Genomic DNA, 20,330 nt, shown 5'->3' with positions numbered 1-20,330 from the left:
CGGGGGAAGGGAAGGGGAGGGGGTCAGACGGGCTGGAAGCCGTCCGGCGGGCGAGGAGGCTCCGGGAGCTCCTCGGGCTCGGGAGGAAGGGAGGGGTCGTCCGGGTCTGGCTGCCCGGGTTCGTCGGTGGTTTCGGACATGCCGAAAGTGTCGTGCAGTCGTATGGGGTGGGGTATGGGGTGCCCCATGGGGAGAAATCCCCAATCTGGGGATTTAGTCGCTGGGGAGGAGGTGGCGGGCCAGCTCCGTCCGCGACCGCGCCCCGACCTTCCGCATGGCCGCGCTCACGTGCTTGTCCACCGTCTTCGGCGACAGGAACAGCTCCCTGGCGATCTGCTGGTTCGTCAGCCCCTCGGCCGCCAGCCGGGCCACCTGCTCCTGCCGGGCCGACAGCGCGTGGTCGTTGCCGGCCGGCGCGGGCGCGCTCTGCGCCGCCGGGCGGATGCCCCACCTGCGGCCCAGCCCGGTAGCGCGGTCCAGGTCCCAGCGCGCCCCGAGGTCCGCGTACGTCGCGACGGCCCGGCCGAGCCGGACGGCGGCCTCCGGGTCGTCGAGGGCGAACAGGCAGGCGGCCGCCCGCTCGGCGGACTGCGCGGCCTCGTACCGTGCCGGGATCAGCGCGAAGGCGTCGGCGGCGGCGGCGAACTCCGCGGCCGCCCGCCCCGACTGCTCGTCAGCCGCGGCCAGCAGCCCGCGGGCGTGCGCGAGCGCGGGCGCGGCCAGCGGCGCGTCCAGCCCCGCCAGCCGGGCGGCGTGCCGGGCCACGACGTCGGCGGCCTCGCCGGGACGGCCCGCCGCCAGCAGCGCCTCGGTCAGCGCGGGCAGCGCCCGGACCGCCACCGGCCACAGCTCGCTCGCCTCCCAGTGGCGGCCCGCCTCGACGGCCGCCTCGATCGCCGGCTCCGGCTCGCCCCGCGCGGCGGCCAGCCTGAGCAGCATCGTCAGCGGCAGCACGAGATCGTCGAACTGCCCGCGGGCCCGGGCCTCGGCGGCGGCGTCGAGCAGCGGCGGCAGCGCGGCCTCCTGGCGTCCCTGCACCGCGGCCAGGCAGGCGGTCACGATGTCGACGAGGATGCGCTCGTGCGGCTCGTCGCCGAACTGGTCGCGCAGCTCCTGCATCCTGGCCGGCAGCCCGCGCCAGGAGCCCTCGAAGTAGTCGGCCGCGGCCAGGTTGACCAGGCAGCGCAGTTCGAGCCGCTCGCGCAGGTCGGGCTCGGCGCCCTCCTCGACGGCCGCGGTCAGCAGGCGGCGGCCCTCGCGGTGGTGCCCGCTGAACAGGGCCGCGCCCCCGATCGAGCGGTAGGCGTTGACCTCGCGGCGCAGCAGCCGCCGCCCGCCGGTCTCCCGCAGCAGGTCGCCGGCCAGGGCGGCCCAGCGCGGGTCGCCCATCACCACGAAGATCATCGCGATCTTGCCCAGCACCAGCATGCGCATGGCCGGATCGGCCACGGCGGGCAGGGTCGCGAGCGCCCGCTCCAGCCACGACCTGCTCTCCTCGGGCGGCAGGCCGCTCGGCGGGCGGCCCACCCCGGCCATGGCCCACGCGGCCAGCCCCGGCTCGCCGGCCAGGTCCTCGGCCGCCCGGGCGAAGGCCTCGCCGATGCGGGCGCTGTCGGTGCGGGTGCGCTCCAGGTGCAGTGCGAGCAGCATGCGCAGGTGACCCCGGAGCGACGGCGGCACGTCCTGCTCCAGCGCGCCGGTGACCAGGTCGGCGACCGGCGGCGGGCGCAGCAGCTCCAGGGCGGCCCAGCCGAGCTTCACCGTCAGCTCCGCCCGCCGCGCCGCCGGCAGGTCGGCGTCGCGCAGCACCTCCTCCAGCAGGCGCGCGGCCTCGGCGTCGTCGCCCAGCCGCGACGCCTGCTCGGCCGCCTCGATGGCGGCCTCGACCCACTGCCCGGCCCGGCCCGCCTGGCGCAGGTGGTGAGCCAGGCGGCCCAGCGGCACCGGGCGCAGGCCGCGTACGGTGTCGGCGGCGGCGGCGTGCAGCACCTGCCGGCGACCGAGCGGGATCGCCTCGTAGACCGCCTGCGCCGCCAGCACGTGACGGAACCCGACCAGCCCGCCCGTGTCGGCGAACAGCCCCGAGCCGAGCACCTCGTCGATCGCCCCGACATCCGGCCCCGACAGCAGGGAGACCGGCACCGGGAGCTGCAGCACGGCGGCGCGCTCTGCCACCTCCTTGGCGCCGGGGGACAGCCGGGCCACGCGTTCACGCACCGAGGCGCGCACGCCGCTCGGCACGTCCAGCTCCTCAAGCGCCCGCCGCGCCCAGCCGCCCTCCCACCGGATGAGCGTGCCGCGGTCGCGCAGCAGCGCCAGCAACTCCTGCACGGCCAGCGGCAGGCCGGACGCCCGCAGGCACAGGTGCTCGGCGAACTCGGCCGTCACCTCCTCCGCCTCGAGGATCGCCGAGGCCATCACCCGCGTCAGGGCGGCGTCGAGCGGCGGCAGCACCAGATGCTCGGCCTTGATCGTGTCGGGGGCGCGCGCCGTGATCGCCCGCACCGCCTCCGACGCCTCCTCGCCCCGGTACGTCAGCACCACCCGCAACGTGTCCGGCAGCACGGACATCAGGTACGTCAGGAACTCCACCGTCTGGCCGTCGGCCCAGTGGAGGTCCTCCACCACCAGGACAGCGGGACCGAGCGCGGTCAGCACCTCGGCGAGACCCCGGAACACCCGGTGCCGCTCGGCCGCCCGGTCGTCGAGCGGCGGCGGCGTCTCCGGCAGCTCCCCGGCCAATTCCGGCAGCAGCTCGCGCAGCGCCCCCGCGACCGGCGACAGCGCCGCCCCGGCCAGCTCGGCCGCGCGACCGCGCAGCGCCTCGACGACGGGGCCCAGCGGGAACGGCTCCCTGATCTGCACGCAGGCCCCGGCCAGCACCCGCAGGCCCGCCACCGCGGGACCGCCGAGCAGCTCGGCGGTCAGCCGCGACTTCCCGATGCCGGCCTCGCCCTCGACGACGGCGACGGCGGGAGCCTCCTCGACCAGCGCGACGAGCCGGGCGAGCTCCTTCTCCCGCCCCACCAGAACCGGGGAGACCACCCGCCCAGCATGCACCCGCTCATTCAACTGCACACGAAGTCACAGATCAACGCCACCCCCCCGGCCGCGGCGGGAGACGGCCGGCCCCGGCGCGCCTGGCGGGTGGGCACGGTGAGAGCATCCCGTACGCCAGGGTGCGTCGCCTTCCCGCGCTTCTCAATGCCTGGCCACCCGCTCCTGGTGCCGGTCGACGTGGCGAGTCGGATCCCGTCTCAGCAGCGGTCCGACCACCATGGGCTGCGCGAGGGCGAGCAGCACGCACGTGGCGGACAGCCCACCCCACAACCCTGCCGGTCCCGCGCGTTCGAGGAGTTGTGTGCTGCACAGGGGCGCGAGGACGGTGGCGACGCCCCACGAGGTGCCGAAGACCGACAGATAGCGGGCCCGGGCGTGTTCGGGTGCGATGCTTGAGACCATCGCGTAGCTGCGTCCGAACATCAGCGCGTCACCGGCGCTCCACACCACGACGGCGGCCAGATGGCCCGGCAGCCCGCCCGCTACGGCGAGGCCGGCCAGGCCTGCGGCGAGCAGCAGGTAGCCCGCGCACATCGACGCGTGGTGGGACAGCGCCGCCGTCCATCTGAGCAACGGCTGGCAGAGCACCATGACGACGGCCGAGGCGGTGGACAGCAGCCCGGCATCGGCGGGTGGGAGACCGCGCCGCTCCAGCGCGAGTGGCAGGGCCATCACCACCTGCATGTACATGAGCGCGAAGAGGGTGCCGAACACCAGGAGCACGAGAAGCGAACGGTCGCGCCAGGGCGACCCGCCGGTCCGGGAGACAGGGAGGTCGCCTGACGGTGCCGGCGCGCGGCGGTCGACGGGAAGGACGAAGTGAATGACGACCGCGCAGGCCACGCAGGTGGCGGCGTCCACGACGAACAACCAGCGCAGGTCCCACCGCCCCAGCCCTGCCGCGATCAGGCCGGCGCCCATGCCTCCCACCGCCATGGCCGCGTTGAGCAGGCTGAACGCCTGCGCCTGCTGAGCGGGCCGGACGGCGTCCGCGATCATGGCTTGGGACGGCGGCTCGTAGATCTCGAAGACCAGCCCCAGCAGGACGGCGAAGACGGCGATCATCGCCACGGACCCGGAGACCGCGATGCCCGCCTGCGCCAGCGCGCACCCCGCCAGCCCGGTCACGATGGTCCGGCGGCGCCCGAACCGGTCGGCCAGCACGCCGCCCAGCAGGCGGGACGGGATGGTGGCCACGCCGAAGGCGGCGACGATCAGCCCGGCCGTGACGGTGTCCGCGCCGAACTCGGTGGTGATGAGGACGGTGAGGAACCCGAGGGAGAAGGCCCCCAGCCGGTTGATCGTCCGCGCGATGACGAGCCACCACACGGCACGCGGCAGACGCCCCGCACGACCTTTCACCGGCATGCCAACCCCTCGCGTGACCAACGAACCTGATAACGTTGGTCACGAACCTAGGCCGTTGGAGGTGACCAGTCAAGTGATGTTCGATAGTCACGTGGCGATCCTGCTCGACACCGCGGTATCGCTCGTGAACGCCCTGACCGACGGCGACGACGGCGGTAGGCCGTACGTGGCCCCGAAGGGCGAGGAACTGCCGTCCGCGATCGACGCGGTCCTGCCCGGAGACGTGCAGGTCACGCCAGAGGAGGCCCTGTACCTGGCTGAGACGGCGCTGAAGGTCCGGCGGGTCTTCGAAGCCATGCACACTCACCAGGACGACGAGGCGGCCACGATCGTCAACGCGCTCGTCATCAGCACGGGTGCGCGCCCGCAACTGGACCGGGCGCCCGGCGAGCCCTGGCAGGTCCACTTCCATGGCGCCGAGGACACCCTCGCAGTGGGGTGGAGCGCGGGCATCGCGTCCGCCCTGACCCTGGCCATCGGCAGCGACCTCGGCGGCCGCCTCGGCATCTGCCGGGCGGTGCGGTGCGACCGAGTGTACGTGGACACCTCACGCAACGCGGTCCGCCAGTTCTGCTCCCGCTCATGCCAGAGCCGTACGAAGGCGGCGGCCTACCGCGCCCGCTCGGCCGCCCGCTGACCGGGATGCCCCATTGGCTGGTGTCCGGGTAAGGATCCCTGCGCTCCCGTGACCTCGCCGTGGCCGTAATGGCCCTGCGTGGCGGTCAGGACTCGGTGTCGACCTGCTGGCTCTGCGTTCCGGTGGCGCCGCGGCGCCAGTGCGGCGGTTCGCTCTGTCGCGGGCCCAGCTCCACCGCGACCGCGGTGGTGTAGCGTCCAGGCGGCACCTCGTGCGAGAACGGTCCGCACGTACGCGCCTGACCTGCTGCCAAGACACCGAGTTCGCACGTACGGAGGGTTTTCGCCAGCGGTGCGCGGGATTTGACGTTGTGCAACCAGACGTAGGCGACCGCGCCGTCGACCGCGCGGACCGTGCGCAGGTCGAGGGAGGTGACCACGGCGCCGTCGGTCACCGCGACACACGGTTGCATCGATATCGGCGGGCGCGCCGTCACGAGAGGCGTGCGGCACCGCGTGGGTATGTCCGGTACGGCATCGCCCGAGGCCCAGATGAACGCCGCGTTGGCCGTGACGAGTGCCAGCGCCGTACCGACGACCGCCACGACCTTCCAGAGAGCGCGTGGCCTCGGCTCCTGGCCATGGGCTTCGTCCGCCGTGGCCGACTCGCCGGGCCCGGGTTCGCCGGCGGTCTGGGCATGCTGCTGGATCTGGCCGTTGACTTCGTGCCAGCGCTGCTCCCACTCGGCCGTGTCCGTCACGCCGCAGGCACGTACGTAATCGAGGGTCGCCGCCAGGCTGGGCAGCCGGAGCCCCTTCGCGGCTTCTGAGAGCTTGCTCGGCGAGCAACCGACCCGTGAGCCCATGATCCGGTAGGTCGGCTGCCCTGCCGCGACGCGCAGCTGGCGTAAGTCATGTGCGAAGCGTTCGATCAACCCGCTGTCAGGATCGAGTTTCCGTTCTGGCCTGCCCATTTGCCCTGCCTCGTTGATCAAACAGCTGATCGGTGGTGATCAATCAAAGCGTGACAAGGATGAGCCGTACTGGGCAAGTCGGCCGTCTGAGGAGGCACGAGTGAAGAGGATGTTCGCGGCGGTGGTTGCGGTCGCCATGGGGAGTTGCGGTGTCGCGGCGCCGGCACACGCCGCCACGGGGGTGGCCTTCCGCGCATATTCCGGCGCGAGCCAGAGCGCGCACCAGGCCCATTTCGAGAGCCTGCGCAGCCGGGGTTACCGGCCGATCACGGTGAGCGTCTCGGAAGGGCCGAGGTATGCGGCTGTCTGGGTCAAGGGCGGAGGTGGAGCCTGGGTCTCGCGGAGCGGGATGTCCGAAGCGGGCTTCAAGGCGCGGTTCGACGACTACCTCGCGCAGGGGTACCAGCCGATATCGGTGTCCGCGACGGGTCCGGCCGGCCGTGCGACGTTCGCCGCACTGTGGGAGAAGCGCACTGAACGGTTCTTCTCCCGCATGGGGCTCACCGGGGCAGAGTTCGCCGCCCACAACCGGAAGGCCCACGCGGATGGGTACGTACCGGTCTCGATTGATGTGTACGGTACGCCGTCGGATCCCCGGTACGTCGCGGTCTGGCGGCAGAGCCAGGGAGGCGGATGGTACTACTCGTACGGAAAGTCGTCCGCCGGGCACAAGAAGTTCTTCGACGAGCGCACCGCCGAGGGGTTTCGCCCGACGGCGGTGGCGGTGGGCCCGGGAGGGGCGCGGTTCGCCGCGATCTACCGCAAGGACGGTGTCCGGCCCTGGTACCACTACATCGACACCTCCGGCTCCGCCTACCAGCGCAGGTTCGACAGCCTGGTGGCGCGCGGCCTGCGCCCGGTGCAGGTGAACGTCGAGGACGGCGTGTACGCCTCGGTCTGGATCGGCTGACCATCGGGGACAAGAACCCGGCTGGTACCGGGACGGGAGAGGAAACCGCTATCACTGGGACGGCACCAAGCGGGACCGGAAGGACGGCGGTGCCGGTCGCTACGGCCTGAACCCGGGCGACCGGCCGGCCGGCCGCCCAACCGGCGGCCGGATCAGCCGGACCCGCGACCACCTTCCGGAGACGCGGGTTGTGCGGGCGTGATCGGCCTGGTGGCCGTCGTCATCCTGATCGTCTGCCGCCGCTCGGGGCGTGGTGGTGGTCAGCCCCTGCCTGATAGGGCCACGTGGGCGACGGCCTGGCGTTCGGCCTCCAGGCGTTCCGCGGTCTCCCGTTCGGCCACCACTTTCCTGTCGTAGGCGGCGCGAGCGGCCGCGATGGCGTTCTGGTGCTCCTCGGTCCAGATGACGAGGGCGCTGATGGTGCTGTGCAGGGTCGCGCCCATCGGGGTCAGCTCGTAGTCCACACGTGGCGGGACGGTGGGATGCACGGTCCGGCTCACCAGCCCGTCGCGTTCCAGATGCCGCAGCGTACGGGTCAGCATGCGCTGACTGACCCCATCGATCGCGCGGCTCAGCTCGCTGAAGCGCAGGCTCTGCTTGTCGAGCAGCGCGATGATCAGAAGCGACCACTTGTCGGCGATGCGGTCGAGAATATGCCGCACCTCACACTCCGCGCGCTGGTCCCACTGGAGAACGTCCTCGTCGATGCCGGTATCACCGCAGTAACCGAGGGACTTGAAAGTGCCGTCTTCCATGCTCATCGATAGTGCCTGACGATGCTGTCACTTACAAGAAGGAACCAAGAGGCCATTGGGGAACCGTCTGCGGATCGGTTTTCCGATGCAGAGAGGTTGGACTCCGATGTCGGATTCCGTCAGCGGGCCCGCACGCATGACAGCGCGTGCGTGGGGCGTGTTGCTGGTGTTGTGCGCCGCGATCTTCCTGGAGGGGATCGACGTGGCGATGCTGAACGTGGCGCTGCCGTCGATCCGCGCCGACCTGGGGTTGTCCACCGGGATGCTCAGCGGCGTGGTCAGCGCCTACGTGCTCGGCTACGGCGGGTTCATGTTGCTGGGCGGCCGCGCCGCCGACCTGCTGGGACACCGGCGGATGTTCGTGGTGTGGCTGAGTGTCTTCCTGCTCTTCTCCGGGCTCGGCGGGTTCGCCACCGAAGGCTGGATGTTGCTGGCCGCGCGGTTCGTCACGGGGGTGGCAGCCGCGTTCATGGCGCCGGCCGGGCTGGCGCTGATCACCTCCAACTTTCCCGAGGGCCGCCTACGCACCAAGGCGCTGGGCGTGTACGCGGGGACGGCGGCGGGCGGGTTCTCGCTCGGGCTGGTCGCCGGCGGCGTGCTCACCTCGTTCGGCTGGCGGTGGGTGTTCTTCGCGCCGGTCATCCTGTCCGCGCTGATCCTGGTGGCGGCGCTGGCCCTGCTGCGCGACACCGGCGGCAAGCGGGCTCGGGGCAGCTTCGACCTGGCGGGGTCGCTGTCCATCACCGGTGCCATGTTGCTCCTGGTGTACGGCGTGGTCCGGCTGGAGCACCCCAGTGACGGGCCTCTCCTGACTGTTGCGACGTTCGTCGCAGGGCTGGCGCTGCTCGGGCTGTTCGTCGCGATCGAACGGCGATCGTCGTCACCGCTGGTGCGGCTGGGTATCCTGCGCAAGGCGTCGCTCGTGCGCGTCAACGTGGCGGCGCTGCTGTTCCTGGTGGCGTTCGCCGGCTTCCAGTTCCTGGCCACCCTGTACTTCCAGGAGGTGCGCGGCTGGAGCACGATGCAGACCGGCCTGGCCATGCTGGTGATCGGGATCGACACGGTGCTCGCGCCCACGCTGACGCCACGCCTGGTCAACCGCTTCGGAAACGCGCGAGTCCTGTTCGGCGGCATCGTGCTCGCGGCGGTCGCGTACGCGCTGTTTCTGCCCGTCGGCATGGACTGGGCCTACACCGCCATGCTCCCGGCGTTGCTCCTGCTCGGTCTGGCTTTCGCGCTGGCGTACGGCCCGCTGACCATGGCCGCGACCGAGGGCGTCGAGGAGGAGGAGCACGGTCTGGCGGGCGGTCTGCTCTACACGGCCATGCAGTTCGGCATGGCGCTCGGGCTGTCGGCCGTCACCGCGGTCAGCGTCTCCGCCGGAACCGGTCTGGACGCGCTGCGGACCGCACTGGTGGTCCCGCTGGTGGCGGCGCTGCTCGGCGCGGCAGTCATGGCCTTCGGCCTGCGGACCCCCGTTGCCTCCCCCGAACCGGCCCAAGAGTCCGCCCCCGCCACCGTTTAGCAGCAGGGAGACGATATTGACCAAACACGTGACGTCGTTCGCCGACATTAAGGATCAGTTCGACGCCTACATCGGCGACATCGTGTACGCGACCATGACCACGGTCGACCAGAAGGGACGACCCCGCGCGCGAGTACTGATCCCCGTCTGGGAGAACGTCGACGGCCGGCCGCTAGGCTGGCTCGCCACCTACAGGACACCGGTCAAGGCCGCCCACCTGGCGGGCAACCCGCACAGCACGTTCTCCTACTGGACGCCCCGGCAGAACGCGGTGAGCGTCGACACCGTCGCCACCTGGGCCGACGACCTGGAGACCAAGTACCACGTGTGGGGCCTCTATCTGCGTACGAGCCCCCAGGGGGCCGGCTACAACCTGGGCAACTTCTGGACCGACCCGCGCGACCCCAAGCTGCACGTGCTGCGGCTGGAGCCGTGGCGCGTACAAGTGATCAGGGGCAGCGACCTGCACAGCAGAATCTGGTACGCGCCGGGGAAACGCTGAACGACCTGGGGACATCGCCGAGCCGTCCTGTTCCGGAATCCGGGACAGGGCAGCTGGTCTGCAGCTGTGGTCGGTACAGCGGCTAATTGCGGAGGTGTGGCCGGTTGGACTTCGTGTGCCATCCAGCCGGAGGGTCCTCACCGACCAGCCCGTCCACGGCCTCGCGGAGCAGGTCGGCATGCCCGGTGTGCCGCCCGTACTCCTCGATCAGGTCGCAGAGCAGCCGGCGCAGGCTCACATGGCGCCCGTCGGCGTTGGAGAGGTGGACGAGCTGGTCGAGTCCGCCGGTGGTCAGGGCCGCGTCGAGCCTCGCCCGGGACCGTTCGACGGTGGCGTCCCAGAGCGCGTATAGGTCCTCGGGAGCGTCGTCGGCGGCCGAGTTGAAGTCCCAGCCGGGGTCGGCGTTCCAGTCTGCGGTGTCCCACGGCGCGCCGAGCGGCGCGCCGCTGAGTACGGTGCTGAACATCTGCTCCTCGGCGCGTGCGAGGTGCTTGAGCAGGCCGCCCAGCGTGAGCGAGGAGGCGCCGATGCGGGTCCGCAGCCCGGCCGCGTCGAGGTTGTCGGTCTTCCAGCGAAAGGTTGTGCGCAGGCGGTCGAGCGCACCGAGGAGGTGCTCGGCCTCGGTGCCGGCGAGGGGCGGTTCCCACCAGTAATCGCTGTTGGTCATGTCGCGACGGTAGACCCCGTTCCGGACGTTCCGCGTCCGGAAGGCGTCGCAGCTTGTGCGGCGTAGATGGCTTCGATCAGCACTACCGGGACCCTGCCTGCCACCATGCGATGTGCCGCTTGAGCCTTCTCCGATGGCGACCAGATCAGGAGACGACTTTCAGGACAGGACGCCGTTCGCCGGTTCAGGAGACCTTGCCGACCAGAGCGAGGGCCTTGGTCATGGCCGGATCGCGGCCGGCCGACAGGTCTTCGGCGGTCCGCGGGACGATGTGGTCGGGTGGCACGCCGATGCCATTGACGATCTCGCGGTTGGGGCCGAGGCCGTAGTGCGTGGGCAGGCGTAGCGTGCTGCCGTCGTCGAGGACGTACGGGTACGCGACCCCCGACACCATCCCCGACGTACGCGTGCCGATCACCGGCCCGAGCTTGTGATGCTTGACCGCGCCGGTGAAGTGGTCGCAGGCGGAGGCACAGAGGCCGTCGGTGAGGACGGCCAGGGGCAGCTTGAGGAGGGGCACGGTGTCGTCGGTGCGATGCGGGGTGCAGGTGCCGCCGGGGTCGCAGTTGTAGCCGGTGATCTTGCCGTGGGCGAATGCGCCGAGCAGGCGCGCGACCTCCGCCGGCGAGCCACCGGTGTTGCCCCGCAGGTCCAGGACGACCCCGCGCAGGTCGGCGCGTTCGCCCAGGTCGGCCACGGCCGCCAGCACCTCGTCGGCGACGCCGGGGCTGAAGGCGCCCATGCGGATGGCGGCGATGTCGCCGCCGAGCAGCGTGGGCGTCACGTTGCGAGCCGTCGGGGTGAACCACTCGGGCTTCAGGGCGGCGGTCCAGGTACGGCCGGTGGAGGGGCGGCGCAGGGACAGGCGTACGGGGTCGTCGGCGGCCGAGTTCGGGTGGAGCAGGCCGAGCGCGCCCGTGGACAGGATCCCTCCGGCGAACAGAGGTGCGCCGTTGACCGACTGGATGACGTCGCCGGGCCGCAGACGCAACTCGGCGGCCGGCCCGCCGGTGACGGCGGTGATGTGCAGCGGTGCCTGGGCTCGTTGTGGTGCGTGGGCGGCGTGGTAGGGGGTGTAGGAGGTGGCGATGCCGAGCCCGTACATCTCGCGTGGCTCCCCTGGCGGGGGCGCGATGCGGGACCAGCGCACGTGGTTGTCGTGCAGGTTGCCCACCATCGCGTTGATCGTCGCCGCGGCCACCGCCTGTCGTCGCGTCGCGTCGGCGGGCAGGGCGGCGGTGATGCGCTCGTAGACGGCGGCGAAGGTCGCCCAGTCGGCGGCCCGGTCGCCCCTCAGCGGCGGCATCATGGCGTCGGACCGGTCGAGGCCCTGCCGGTCGAGTTCGACGGTCAGCCCGCTGAAGGCGGCGGCGAGAAGGTCACGGTGGTTCAGCCGGTCGCGGGCGAAGTAGTGATCGAGGATGCAGGTGTATGCCTGCCCGATGGTGCTGACCTGGGTGGCCGCCGGGGTCGGTGCCGGTGTCCGGCCGGACGGGGACTGGCTGGAGGCTTCGGCGCAGGGTGGCGGGGCCTGGCCGGCGCTCGTGGCTTCAGCCGCGCCGGCCGGGTCCGCGTTGCCGACCGCAGGAGCACCGGCCAGCAGCAGCGTGCACACCACCGCGGCCCGGGACCAGAACGTGCTCCTGCTCAAACGTGTACGCATGGGTTACTCCCTGCTTTTCTCACTTGCCAGGACAGAGCACTGCTTCGGCGGCCTTCTGCAAAGCCGGACGCACCTGGCCCTGGCCCGCGATGCTGGTCGTCGCCGACACCGCGAACTGCAGGCGGCCGTCGGCGGAGGTGAAGGTCATGGCCAGCCCGCCGGGCCCGGAACCCCGGTACAGGCCGATCGAGCCGCCGCACACGGGTTGCTCCTCCACCGGGTACCTCATCACCTCCCGGAGCGCGGCAGGCAGCAGCCGCCCCTCGGCGAGCGCACGGTAGAACGTGGTCAGGTCGCGCGAGGTCGAGATCAGGCCGCTGGCCGCCCACAGGCTGGTGGTGTTCATCCGGTCCACGTCGCGCGGCGTGCCGTCCGGCCCGGGGTAGTAGCCGTGCCCGTGGGGCCCCTTGATGCCCTGCCCTGGCCCGACGGGCAGGTAGGAGCGGTTCATCCCGAGCGGCTTGAGCAGCCGCCGCTGGAACTCCACGGCCAGCTTATGGCCGGTCAGCCTCTCGATGATCGCCCCGAGCAGGATGTAGTTGGTGTTGGAGTAGCTGAACCGCTCACCCGGCTCCTGCTGCCTGGGCTGTCCGCGAGACATCTTCACCAGGTCGAGCGGGGAGTGCCGGGTGGTGAGGTCGTCGAAGGGCCTCAGGTCCGGGTGCCCGGTGTAGTCGGGGATGCCGGAGGTGTGCTGGAGGAGGTGCCGTACGGTGATCTCGCCGGCCCGCTCGACCAGGTCCTGTTCGGCCGTCACCGGCAGGACCGCGCTCAGCTTGTCGTCCACGCCGAGCTCGCCCTCCTTGACGAGTTGCAGCAGCACGGTGGCGGTGAACTGTTTGGTCAGCGACCAGGCGCGGTAGCGGGCGCCGGTGGGGATCCTGCCGCCCTTGCCGTCGATCAGGCGCGAGCCGGCCGTGCCGCCGTCGATGCGCCTGCCGTCGTAGTACGCCTCCCCGATGGCTCCCACCACTCCCGGCGTCTTCGCCAAGGCGTCCACCGCCTGCTGCACGTCGCCGGTCCGCGGCCGGGCGGCGGCGGTCGCCGGAGCGGCCAGGCCCAGGGCCAGGATCGAGCACGCCAGCCCGATCGCCGTTCTTCGGTTCACTGCACAGGCCCTTCCTCTGGTGCGGACGTTCGCCGCCCTGTGTAGCCGTTCCGCTGTTTCCTCCTCGTTTCCGCCTCCGGCGCCGGCACGAAACGGCCGGGAAACAAGCCGCCACGGTTCAATGCGTCGGCGAAGTGCGCCTCGCCGAAGAGCCCGAGCGGGTCCTTCGGATCGGGGTTCCCAACGAACAAGGAGAAACCGGTGGCCACGAACCCGACACAGCTGGACACCTGGCAACCGTCGCGGCGGTCCGTCCTCGGCTTACTGGGCACCGTTCCGCTGGCCGGCACCCTCACCGCCGCCCCGCGGCCCGTCCAGGCCGCTCCCGATACCGACCTGGCGCGCAGGATCGAGGAGATCATGGCGCGGCCCGCTCTCGGCGGCGCCCGTTGGGGGGCGCAGTTCCACGCGCCGGACACCGGAGAGTCGATCTACGCGCTCAACACCGGCGAGCCGTTCGTCGCCGGGTCCTCATCGAAAGTCTTCGTCGGCGGCACGGCGTTCCTGACGCTGGGGCACGACCGGCGCCTGCCCACCCGCGTCTACCGGACCGGACCCGTGCGCGGCGGTGTGCTGCACGGCGACCTCGTGCTGGTGGCGGGGGGCGACCTGCTGCTGGCGGGACGGCTGCGCCCCGACGGGAGCCTGGCCCTGCCCGACCCGGACCACACCTACCACACCACTCCTGGGGCGGGACCTGTCAGCGGTGACCCGGTGCGGGAGCTCCGCCGGCTCGCGGCCAAGGTGGCGACACGGATCAAGCGGGTCGAGGGGCGGGTGCTGGTGGACGGCACCCTCTACCGCGAAGGCACCGAGAACCTGGCCAACGGCGTGACGGCCACCATTTCCCCGGTCATGCTCAACGACAATCTCGTGGACGTCTCCGTCGGACCCGGCAGCCGCCCGGGAATGCCCGCCGTCCTGGACATCTCCCCGCGCTCCTCCTACGTCCGCATAGTGAACGAGGTACGCACGATCGCCGCCGCCGAGGCGGCCTCCGCGCGCCCGCTCGCCTTCGCCGACGACGTACGACACCCCGACGGCACCCGTACGGTGAGCCTGACCGGCGACATCCCCGACGACAGCCCCGGCCTGTTCCGCGCGTACTTCGTCCCGGAACCGGCGGCCTTCGCCCAGACGATCTTCGCACGGTTGTTGCGGGACAAGGGCGTGCACGTCGGCGCGCGGCGAGGAGCCACGACCGGGTCCGGTGCCCGGCGCCTGGTCGCCGAGCATCTCTCTCCGGCCCTGTCCGACCAGCTCAAGCCCATGCTCAAGGTCAGCAGCAACCTGCATACGGAGGTGTTCCCGTACCTGATCGGGGCCATCGCCGGGCGGGACCCGGACGATCCGAAGGCGGCGGGGCAGCGGGTACGGCGTGAGCTGTTCGAAAAGGCAGGGTTCGACCCGGCACCCCCGGGGTCGGCGCAGAACCGCTACACGCCGCAGTACTTCGTGGAATTCCTGGCCTACATGGCGCGGCAACCGCACTTCCATCTCTACCGCGACGCGCTCCCGATCCTCGGCCGGGACGGAACCCTCAAGAACATCCAGCCCGACTCGCCGGCGGCGGGCCACGTCTACGCCAAGACCGGCACGAGCCTGGGAAACGAGGACGGCACGTGGATGAACCGCCAGGCCCTGGCCGGGTACGTGGAGCTCCCCGGTGGCCGGCGGCTGACCTTCGCGGCCTTCGTGGGCATCCAGACCGCGTCGGCCGATGCGGCCAGGGAGATGTCCAAGGTGACCGGGCAGGCGTTGGGGGAGATCGCCGCGGCGGCGTACATCACCCAGAGCGGCTAGTGTCCCGGGCGTGCAACCGCGGCCAGTGCAAGGGCCGTGCCGTTCGACGGGCTGGTGGAAGGGTCACCGCGGCACCAGCCCGTCCGCCTACCGGCAGGTCGCCTCGCCGGTCACTCGGCTGTGAGGCCCGCGTCGTCAAGTCGCTTGATGAGGCTGGGCTTGCCCTGGTGTCGTTGCCGGAGGTGGGTGAGGCGCTGGGTGAAGGCGCCGGCGTGATCGTCGCGGATGGCCAGGGCGTGCAGGTCTCGCAGGAGTTCGACGGCTTGGTCGTATTCGCGGGGCTTCTTGGTGCCGATGGAGGTCTCCACCCGGTCCCACGCTGCTTCGAGGTCCTGGGCGAGCCGGTTCAGGTGGAGTTCCCGGGCCTGCCGTCGCTGCTCTTCCCGGCGGGCCTGCTCTTCGGCGCGCCGGGCCGACTCCTGCCGCTCACGGTCGTGGCGGCGGGCCGCGGCGGCGTCGAGCAACTCGGCGACCGTCCGCCCCGTCTCCACCTCTCGATCGGTGGTTTCTCCACCGAACTCCCCCAGCAGCTCCCAGCGAACGTTCGCGGCGTCCTCCTCGGCTACCCGCAGCAGCAGCGCGTCCTTGCGCTTGGCGGGCAGAGCGCCGATCCAGGCGGCCAGGGCCTGCCGATCATGCTGTACGGGTCGCGCCGGCTGGCTGGCTTCGGCGGCGGCCTCGAGGAGGTCGTCGTCCAGGCGCAGGAAGTCGGCCAGGGCCCGTTGCGGTGCGCTGAGCGAACCCAGCCCGGGTGGGACGGGCGGCTCCAGTTCGTCCTCTTCCTCGTAGTCGAAGGCGTCCTCGTCGCGCTCCCACGCCCCGTACGCCGACAGCCAGGCCAGATAGAGCGGCCGCAGGTCACCGGCGGCCAGCTCGGCGCGGATGCCGACGATCGCCGACAGCGAGCGTTCGACGTCGTCTTCCCAGGACTCCTCCTCCGCCTCGCTGGTGAAGTCGAGGACGAGGTGTGCGCCGCTGGTCCAGGCGCTGACCTGCTCACCCACGCAGTAACGTTCGGCCTGCCTGAGGTCGAGCACGGCCTTGGGCAGGCGCAGCATGATCCGGTGGGTGCCCCAGTTGGCCAGGTACAGGTGGGCGTCGTAGTAACGCTCCATCATGCGGGACGGGTCGCCGTGGAAGTCGCCCCAGTGGTATTCGTTGGTGAAGCTGGTGGCGGTGATGTGGGCCCGGGTGGACAGGGCGCGGACCTCGGCCTGCTGCTGGCCGGTGAGCGGCCGGTCGATGGCCAGGAACTCGTAGTACTGGTATTCGCTCATGCTCTCACCAGGCCCAGCCTCGGAACGCGTGGATCCATTCGGCACCGGCCGGCGGCGGGTCGGGCAGCGGCAGGCCGAGGATGCCGGCCCGCCACGAAGTCGATCGCGGTGACGGTGACCCGAAGTCCGAGCACAGCCGTGTCGAACGGCACCGCCACGTTGTCGTCGATCATCACCTGGAAGCCGGAGAACTGCTCATCATCGGTGCAGGCGTCCACGATCGCCAGCTCGATCAGCTCATCCAGGTGATCGTCAGGGGGGCGAGTCACAGAAGCACAATACTCCCACGAGGAACCCTGGTGATCACGCTTGGGCAGAGGGAATGCTGGACCGTCAGGGCTGTGCCGGGGTGATGTCGGTGTGGGGGAAGTCCTCGCCTTGAAGAGCAGGGGTTGGTCGAGGGCGTAGGCGAGGCAGTCACCCATGTTCCGGCAGCAAGCTCAGGACGCGTTCGGGCTTTGTCGGCGGCTGATGTGCGGCGTTCCATCGCATCGAGAGTTCGAGAGGGCGGCTGCTACGTCTGTAGCGGGGGGTGCTACAAACGTAGTCATGACGGAGGAGATCATCCGGCCCGGTCGGTGCACCCTGTGCGAGGCGATGTGCGCTCTGCGCGTCACCACGTCTGGCGACAGGGTCCTTGACATCCGCGGTGACGAGGACGATCCGCTGTCGGCCGGGCACATCTGCCCCAAGGCGCTCGCCCTGGCCGATCTCCAGGAGGACCCCGACCGGCTGCGCTCGCCCGTCCGGCGTACCGCGGACGGCTGGCGGAACATCTCCTGGGAGGAGGCGTTCGACCTGGTCGCGGGGGAGCTCGCACGGATCCGGCGACGGCACGGCGCGGACGCTGTCGCGGTCTATCTCGGCAACCCGGTCACCCACAGCCTGGGGGCCATGACCCACGCCCCGGCGTTCGCGAGCCTGCTCGGGACGCGTAACCGGTTCTCCGCGAGCTCGGTCGACCAGTTGCCTCACCAGGTGGTGGCCCGGCTGCTGTACGGCAACCAGTGGCTGCTCCCGGTCCCCGACCTGGATCGCACCGCGTACTTCCTGGTCTTCGGCGCGAATCCGGCCGTCTCCAACGGCAGCCTGATGACGGCGCCGGGCATGGGACGTAGGATCCGGGCGCTGCAGGCACGGGGCGGCAAGGTGGTTCTGTTCGACCCGCGCAGGACCGAGACGGCCAGGCTCGGCGGTGAGCACCATTTCGTCCGGCCGGGCACCGATGCCGCGCTGATCCTGGGCATGGTACGGGTCATCCTGGAGGAAGGGCTGGCCAGGCCCGCCGCGTACGTGGACGGGCTCGACGAGGTCCGCGACGTCCTCGAGCCGTTCACGCCTGGACGGGTCGAGGACGTCGCCGGGGTGGAGCCGGGCACGGTGAGGCGGGTGGCCAGGGAGTTCGCCGCCGCGCCGGCCGCCGCCTGCTACGGCAGGATGGGCGTGTCCACGCAGCGGTTCGGCACGTTGTGCCAGTGGGGCATCCAGTTGCTCAACATCGTCACCGGCAATCTCGACCGCCCCGGCGGGACGATGTTCACCCGGCCCGCCGTCGACCCGATCAGGACCAGGCAGATCGACCCCGGGCACCAGGGCAGGTGGCGCAGCCGGGTACGTGGCCTGCCCGAGTTCGGCGGCGAGTTGCCCGTCGCGGTGCTCGCGGAGGAGATCCGCACGCCCGGCGCCGGGCAGGTGCGCGGCCTGGTAACGGTGGCGGGCAATCCGGTGCTGTCCACACCTGCCGGGCCCGCCTTGGACGAGGCGCTGGCCGGGCTGGACTTCATGGTGTCCGTCGACTTCTACGTCAACGAGACGACGCGGCACGCCGACGTGATCCTCCCGCCGTCGGCGCCGCTCGAGCGCGACCACTACGACCTGGTCTTCCACCTGCTCGCCGTCCGCAACACCGCCCGCTACCTGCCTGCCGTCCTCCCGAAGCCGCCCGGCGCCCGCCATGACTGGGAGATCCTCCGCGAGCTGGGGCGCAGGTACGGCCGGCTGGTGCGGTCAGGCGCGTGGCGTTCGGCTCTCATGTTGAGGATGCGCCCGGAGCGCATCGTGGACCTGGGTCTCCGCACCGGCCCGTACCGTCTGTCGCTGGCCCGGCTGCGGCGCCTGCCCCAGGGAGCGGACCTCGGCGAGCTACGGCCCAGCTTGCCCCGGCGGTTGCAGACCCCGCGCCGGCGGGTACGCGCCGCCCCCTCGGTCCTGCTGACGGCGGCCGAGGACGCGGTCACGGAGCTGCTGCGGCCGGTCCAGCCGGGCACCTTGCTCCTGATCGGGCGCAGGCACCTGCGCAGCAACAACTCGTGGATGCACAACTCCAGCCGGCTGGTGAAGGGAAAACCACGCCACCACCTGCTGATGAATCCCGATGACCTGGCGGCGCGCGGGCTGGCCGAAGGCGACCTCGTGAGCGTGCGCTCAGACGCGGGCGAGCTGACGGTGGAGGCGAGCGCCGACTCCGACATCATGCCGGGTACGGTGAGCCTGCCGCACGGATATGGCCATGATCTCCCCGGCGTCCGGCTGTCGGTCGCCCGCCAGGTGCGTGGCTCCAGCGTCAACTCCCTCACCGACCCCCGCCTCCTCGATCAGGTCAGCGGCACGGCCGTGCTCAACGGGGTACCGGTCACCGTGGAGCGATGCGGGTGAGGACGCGCAGGCAACGAGCGGCGGACGCCGCCATCGAGGTGATCGCCGGGCAAGGCATGCGAGGTCTGACCCACCGCGCCGTCGACACGCGGGCCGGACTGCCGCCCGGGAGCACGAGCAGCTGCTTCCGCACCAGGCGCGCGCTGCTCGAAGGGGTTCTGAAGCGCATGCTGGAGCTGGAGGAGACCTCGCTCGGACAGCTCCCGCCCGACGCGTGGAGCAGTAGAGAACAGGCCACCGCCACGCTGGTCAGCCTGCTGGAGCACTGGCTGGGTGCGGCCAGGACGAGGACCCGCGCGAGGATGCAGCTGTACCTCGACGCCGGGGACGGCGCCCTGCTGCGACAGGAACTCGACGCCGCCGGCGAGCGGTTCGTCCGATTGGCCGCGGGCGGCATGCGGGCGGCAGGGGTGCCGGACGCGGGGCACGCGGCACGAATGCTGGTGGCGCAGCTCGACGGTGTGCTCTTCGACGCCCTGGCCCGCCCTCGCCCCGAAAAGGACGGCGGCGCGTGGCTGAGGCACGCCGCCGAGACCATCATGCGCGGCGTCCCGCCCACCGGCCACGAGAGGGAGCACGCCCGGGGCTGATCGAACAAGTAAGGCGCGAGAGCCTCGCTCGTCTGCTGCAACTGGCTCACCTGGACTGCGGATCCGGCGAGCTTGACCCTTACTCGGCGCGGTTCCGGGAACTGGCGCCGACCCACACATTGTGGCTGGCCGGAGCCGGCGTCGACACCTCCACGATGATCTCGGTAGACGGCGACTACACGCATGCCGCCCCTGATCGTTCTGCTGGTTTGCGGCCTGGTATACGTGGGTGCGCCCCTGAAGGCGCGCTTCGCCCTGTCCCGAGCTGCCCTCGACGGCCGCTCCCAAGCCTTCTCACACGGCGCGCCGCTGCCCGCGGACGACGAATGGATAGGGCTGTTCCCGGTCGAACGGGCCGAGAGGGTCCGTGGCGGAGTACGTTTCGCCATCGACGGCGCCGGGTTTTTCGGTACTGCCGGATTCGCCTGAAGCCCCTGAGGGCCACAACCCGGCGTACCGCCACCCCAGCCTCTCAGATGCCGCAATCCGGTCATCAATGCTGGTGGTGGGTCGGCGCGGACCGGACCGGGGACCGGCCTGCGGACCGGCCGGGCGCCGTGACAACGTACTGGCCCATGAGGCCCTGATCCTCGTGGTTGAGGATGTGGCAGTGGAACATGTAGGGCGTCGCCGGATCCGGTTCTCCGCGAAACCGCAGGGCGATGCGGACGGGAACGTTGGGCGGCGTGTGCACGGTGTCCTTCCAGCCGCGCAGTTCCGGCGGGGGTGGCGCGCCACCGACCGACACCACCTGGAACTGCACGTCGCTTGGAAAACCCGTTGTAGGACTCGACCTTGTTGGTCGCCGCAGTGACCCGCGCCCGTGCCGGCGATAGTGGCCATGCACGCGGGAAGAAAGTGTTCCGCAGGAGAAACTGATCAAGTTCAATACCCTCC

18 protein-coding genes are annotated in these 20,330 nt (G+C 71.2%); 8 read left to right on the top strand and 10 right to left on the bottom strand.

Going from position 1 to position 20,330, the window contains the following annotated elements; all coding sequences use genetic code 11:
* Nucleotides 1-213: 213 nt before the first annotated feature.
* Together ABGA98_RS18875 and ABGA98_RS18870 are read right to left on the bottom strand one after the other, a co-directional pair.
* Nucleotides 214-3,045, bottom strand: a complete 2,832-nt coding sequence (locus ABGA98_RS18875) for an AAA family ATPase (RefSeq protein WP_347619630.1) — start codon at nt 3,043-3,045, stop codon at nt 214-216.
* A gap of 156 nt (nt 3,046-3,201) precedes the next feature.
* Complete coding sequence (locus ABGA98_RS18870; protein WP_347619629.1) at nt 3,202-4,428, bottom strand: MFS transporter; 1,227 nt, start codon at nt 4,426-4,428, stop codon at nt 3,202-3,204.
* Nucleotides 4,429-4,504: 76 nt separating this feature from the next.
* Here ABGA98_RS18870 and ABGA98_RS18865 point away from each other — a divergent pair, with 76 nt between their 5' ends.
* The gene (locus tag ABGA98_RS18865) at nt 4,505-5,065 is read left to right on the top strand and encodes a CGNR zinc finger domain-containing protein (RefSeq protein ID WP_347619628.1); all 561 of its coding nucleotides are present in this window, start codon (nt 4,505-4,507) and stop codon (nt 5,063-5,065) included.
* Between the two features lie 85 nt (nt 5,066-5,150).
* Here ABGA98_RS18865 and ABGA98_RS18860 read toward each other — a convergent pair whose 3' ends face one another.
* Nucleotides 5,151-5,978 carry a helix-turn-helix transcriptional regulator gene (locus ABGA98_RS18860; RefSeq protein ID WP_347619627.1) on the bottom strand — a complete coding sequence of 276 codons (828 nt, stop codon included), beginning with the start codon at nt 5,976-5,978 and terminating at the stop codon, nt 5,151-5,153.
* A 109-nt stretch (nt 5,979-6,087) separates the two neighbouring features.
* Between ABGA98_RS18860 and ABGA98_RS18855 the strand changes: the two genes are divergently transcribed.
* Nucleotides 6,088-6,888, top strand: a complete 801-nt coding sequence (locus tag ABGA98_RS18855) for a hypothetical protein (protein ID WP_347619980.1) — start codon at nt 6,088-6,090, stop codon at nt 6,886-6,888.
* A gap of 260 nt (nt 6,889-7,148) precedes the next feature.
* Here ABGA98_RS18855 and ABGA98_RS18850 read toward each other — a convergent pair whose 3' ends face one another.
* The gene (locus ABGA98_RS18850) at nt 7,149-7,643 is read right to left on the bottom strand and encodes a helix-turn-helix domain-containing protein (protein ID WP_347619626.1); all 495 of its coding nucleotides are present in this window, start codon (nt 7,641-7,643) and stop codon (nt 7,149-7,151) included.
* 106 nt (nt 7,644-7,749) lie between these two features.
* On the opposite strand from ABGA98_RS18850, the gene ABGA98_RS18845 reads away from it, so the two are divergent.
* Nucleotides 7,750-9,168 carry an MFS transporter gene (locus ABGA98_RS18845; RefSeq protein ID WP_347619625.1) on the top strand — a complete coding sequence of 473 codons (1,419 nt, stop codon included), beginning with the start codon at nt 7,750-7,752 and terminating at the stop codon, nt 9,166-9,168.
* Nucleotides 9,169-9,184: 16 nt separating this feature from the next.
* A complete protein-coding gene (locus ABGA98_RS18840) occupies nt 9,185-9,670 on the top strand; it encodes a pyridoxamine 5'-phosphate oxidase family protein (protein WP_347619624.1) in 486 nt (161 codons plus the stop codon).
* 82 nt (nt 9,671-9,752) lie between these two features.
* Here the strand turns inward: ABGA98_RS18840 and ABGA98_RS18835 are convergent, their stop codons facing one another.
* The 3 genes from ABGA98_RS18835 to ABGA98_RS18825 form a co-directional block, all read right to left on the bottom strand.
* The gene (locus tag ABGA98_RS18835) at nt 9,753-10,337 is read right to left on the bottom strand and encodes a DinB family protein (RefSeq protein ID WP_347619623.1); all 585 of its coding nucleotides are present in this window, start codon (nt 10,335-10,337) and stop codon (nt 9,753-9,755) included.
* A 184-nt stretch (nt 10,338-10,521) separates the two neighbouring features.
* The gene (locus ABGA98_RS18830; protein ID WP_347619622.1) at nt 10,522-12,000 is read right to left on the bottom strand and encodes a S41 family peptidase; all 1,479 of its coding nucleotides are present in this window, start codon (nt 11,998-12,000) and stop codon (nt 10,522-10,524) included.
* 19 nt (nt 12,001-12,019) lie between these two features.
* Nucleotides 12,020-13,108 carry a serine hydrolase domain-containing protein gene (locus ABGA98_RS18825; RefSeq protein ID WP_347619621.1) on the bottom strand — a complete coding sequence of 363 codons (1,089 nt, stop codon included), beginning with the start codon at nt 13,106-13,108 and terminating at the stop codon, nt 12,020-12,022.
* Between the two features lie 201 nt (nt 13,109-13,309).
* Here ABGA98_RS18825 and dacB point away from each other — a divergent pair, with 201 nt between their 5' ends.
* The gene (dacB, locus tag ABGA98_RS18820; RefSeq protein WP_347619620.1) at nt 13,310-14,911 is read left to right on the top strand and encodes a D-alanyl-D-alanine carboxypeptidase/D-alanyl-D-alanine-endopeptidase; all 1,602 of its coding nucleotides are present in this window, start codon (nt 13,310-13,312) and stop codon (nt 14,909-14,911) included.
* A gap of 110 nt (nt 14,912-15,021) precedes the next feature.
* Here dacB and ABGA98_RS18815 read toward each other — a convergent pair whose 3' ends face one another.
* Both ABGA98_RS18815 and ABGA98_RS18810 read right to left on the bottom strand, forming a co-directional pair.
* Nucleotides 15,022-16,188 carry a hypothetical protein gene (locus ABGA98_RS18815; RefSeq protein ID WP_347619619.1) on the bottom strand — a complete coding sequence of 389 codons (1,167 nt, stop codon included), beginning with the start codon at nt 16,186-16,188 and terminating at the stop codon, nt 15,022-15,024.
* Complete coding sequence (locus tag ABGA98_RS18810) at nt 16,185-16,457, bottom strand: hypothetical protein (RefSeq protein ID WP_347619618.1); 273 nt, start codon at nt 16,455-16,457, stop codon at nt 16,185-16,187. The genes ABGA98_RS18815 and ABGA98_RS18810 overlap by 4 nt, the downstream gene beginning before the upstream one ends.
* A gap of 280 nt (nt 16,458-16,737) precedes the next feature.
* Here ABGA98_RS18810 and ABGA98_RS18805 point away from each other — a divergent pair, with 280 nt between their 5' ends.
* From ABGA98_RS18805 to ABGA98_RS18795, 3 genes are all read left to right on the top strand, one after another.
* The gene (locus ABGA98_RS18805) at nt 16,738-18,843 is read left to right on the top strand and encodes a molybdopterin-dependent oxidoreductase (protein ID WP_347619617.1); all 2,106 of its coding nucleotides are present in this window, start codon (nt 16,738-16,740) and stop codon (nt 18,841-18,843) included.
* The gene (locus ABGA98_RS18800) at nt 18,834-19,433 is read left to right on the top strand and encodes a hypothetical protein (RefSeq protein ID WP_347619616.1); all 600 of its coding nucleotides are present in this window, start codon (nt 18,834-18,836) and stop codon (nt 19,431-19,433) included. Before ABGA98_RS18805 ends, ABGA98_RS18800 begins: the two co-directional genes overlap by 10 nt.
* Before the next feature lie 183 nt (nt 19,434-19,616).
* Complete coding sequence (locus ABGA98_RS18795) at nt 19,617-19,862, top strand: hypothetical protein (RefSeq protein WP_347619615.1); 246 nt, start codon at nt 19,617-19,619, stop codon at nt 19,860-19,862.
* 64 nt (nt 19,863-19,926) lie between these two features.
* Here ABGA98_RS18795 and ABGA98_RS18790 read toward each other — a convergent pair whose 3' ends face one another.
* Nucleotides 19,927-20,196, bottom strand: a complete 270-nt coding sequence (locus ABGA98_RS18790) for a multicopper oxidase domain-containing protein (protein ID WP_347619614.1) — start codon at nt 20,194-20,196, stop codon at nt 19,927-19,929.
* Nucleotides 20,197-20,330 lie beyond the last annotated feature (134 nt).

The organism is Nonomuraea sp. B1E8, from assembly GCF_039871515.1.
Lineage (GTDB): Bacteria > Actinomycetota > Actinomycetes > Streptosporangiales > Streptosporangiaceae > Nonomuraea.
The sequence above is the reverse complement of the archived record's forward strand: the minus strand, read 5'-3'. Positions and strand labels throughout refer to the sequence as shown.